Source organism: Methylobacterium sp. WL18 (assembly GCF_008040015.1).
In the GTDB taxonomy this organism is placed as follows: Bacteria; Pseudomonadota; Alphaproteobacteria; order Rhizobiales; family Beijerinckiaceae; genus Methylobacterium; species Methylobacterium mesophilicum.
Genome location: NZ_VRVD01000805.1, coordinates 1 through 1,843, shown reverse-complemented (window position 1 = coordinate 1,843; position 1,843 = coordinate 1). Strand labels below are relative to the sequence as shown.

Sequence of the window (1,843 nt, the reverse complement as noted above, 5' to 3'; positions counted from 1 at the left end):
TCGCGGTGGCGGCAGCCGCCGGGCGCAGCCTGGTCCTGGATGCCGACGCGTTGACCAGCTTCTCGGGTCAGGCCCCGCTGCTGGCCGCCCATATCGCGGATGGGGAGTCCCGGGCCGTGCTCACGCCCCATGAGGGCGAGTTCGCGCGGCTGTTCGGCGGCACGGACGCCACCGCCGAGGGCGCCGACAAGGTGTCCCGCACCCGCGCCGCCGCCGCGCTCAGCGGTGCCGTCGTCGTGCTGAAGGGATCCGACACCGTGATCGCGAGCCCGGACGGGCGGGCGGCGATCAACGATCACGGCACCCCGTATCTCGGTACGGCCGGCTCGGGCGACGTGCTCGGCGGCCTGATCGCCGGGTTGCTGGCGCAGGGTATGCCGCCCTTCGAGGCCGCCGCGGCCGCCGTCTGGCTCCACGGCGATGCCGGCCTGCGCCACGGCCCCGGCCTGATCGCCGAGGATCTTCCCGAGCTGATGCCCGCCGTCCTCGGCGGTCTCTTCGACGCCGCCCTATAGGGGAACGGGCGTCCGCTCATGTGACCTCGAACAGGGTCCACAGGCCGGTGTCGAACCGCTCCAGCACCGTGGCGCTGATCAGCCAGCGCCCCGGATTGTCGGCCAGGAAGCCGATGCGGGCGGTCCGGCCTTCCAGGAGCTGGAACGTGTCGAGCCAGTAGGGCTCCCAGCCGTCATCCAGGGGATGGAGCAGCCGGAAGCAATGGCCGTGCAGGTGCAGGGCCTGCGGGAAGCCGGTCTCGTTGCGCAGGGCCAGGACAACGACCTGCCCGCGCTTCACCGTGAAAATCGGCTGGAGGCCCGTCGTCGCACTGGTGCCGTTCACAGTCCAGATCTTCTGGGGATCGCCGGTGTAGACCGGCTCCGGCGCCGCCTTGTCCTTTCCGGCATCCTTGGCGGCCTTCGGGACGATGGCGCCGCCGGTGATGACCACGTCCCGCCGCAGGGCGTTCTGGAGCTTGATCTCCGCGGGCAGGCGCTTGTTCTCGCCGATCGGGCCGATCGGCGGGCGCCTGTCGGTGATCGGGGCGCCCTTCGTGGTGACGGTGGCCAGGGTCAGGCCCTGCCCGACCAGCGCGATGATCGAACACACGGCGCCTTCGGTCTCGGGCAGGTCGACCATCAGGTCGTAGCGGGTGCCCGGAGGGAACGGCAGGGTCGCCCGCAGCGGCTCGAACGTGTCGGTCGGCTGTCCGTCCACCGCCGCCACGTACACCTTCACGCCCTCGAACCGGAGCCGGGTCCCGCGGGCGTTGCAGGCATTGCCGAGCCGCAGGCGCACGCGCGCGCCCGGACGCGCCTCGAACGTGTCCGGAACGGGCTTGCCGTTGACGGTCACGAGATTGCCGAGCCGCCCGTTCGCGGCGGCGAACTGAACCTGCCCGAACGGCATCAGGCTGGCGTCGTCCTCCAGTCGCCAATCCTGCATCACCAAGCCGACATCGGCATCGACCAGCGGCGGGGTCGCCTCCTCGACCACCAGCATGCCGGCGAGACCCCGGCCGGACGGCTCGCTCGCCCCGCCGACCACGAGGGGGCGGATCAGGAAGGTGCCGGCATCCGGAGGCGTGAACTGGTAGAGGAAGCTGCCGCCCGGCGGGATCGGCGCCTGGGTGACGCCGCCGACACCGTCCATCGCGTTGATGTTGCGCACCCCGTGCCAATGGAGCGAGAGCGGCTTGTCGGTGCGGTTCTCGACCTGGAGCCGGACCGGCTGACCGAGCTTGATCCGCACCAGCGGGGGCAGGGCCTTGCCGTCGAAACACCAGACCGGGGTCTCGGCCGCGGGCTCGGGCCGCAGGCGGGTCTTGCCCGGGGCGGCCGGCAGG

2 protein-coding genes are annotated in these 1,843 nt (G+C 71.9%); one reads left to right on the top strand and one right to left on the bottom strand.

The annotated features are described in order from the left end of the window. Nucleotides 1-515: ADP/ATP-dependent (S)-NAD(P)H-hydrate dehydratase (locus FV228_RS28505; RefSeq protein ID WP_147857553.1), on the top strand; the 515-nt coding region annotated here is incomplete at its 5' end. A 16-nt stretch (nucleotides 516-531) separates the two neighbouring features. On the opposite strand, the gene FV228_RS28500 is transcribed toward FV228_RS28505, so the two are convergent. Then, nucleotides 532-1,843: multicopper oxidase family protein (locus tag FV228_RS28500; protein WP_147857552.1), on the bottom strand; the 1,312-nt coding region annotated here is incomplete at its 5' end.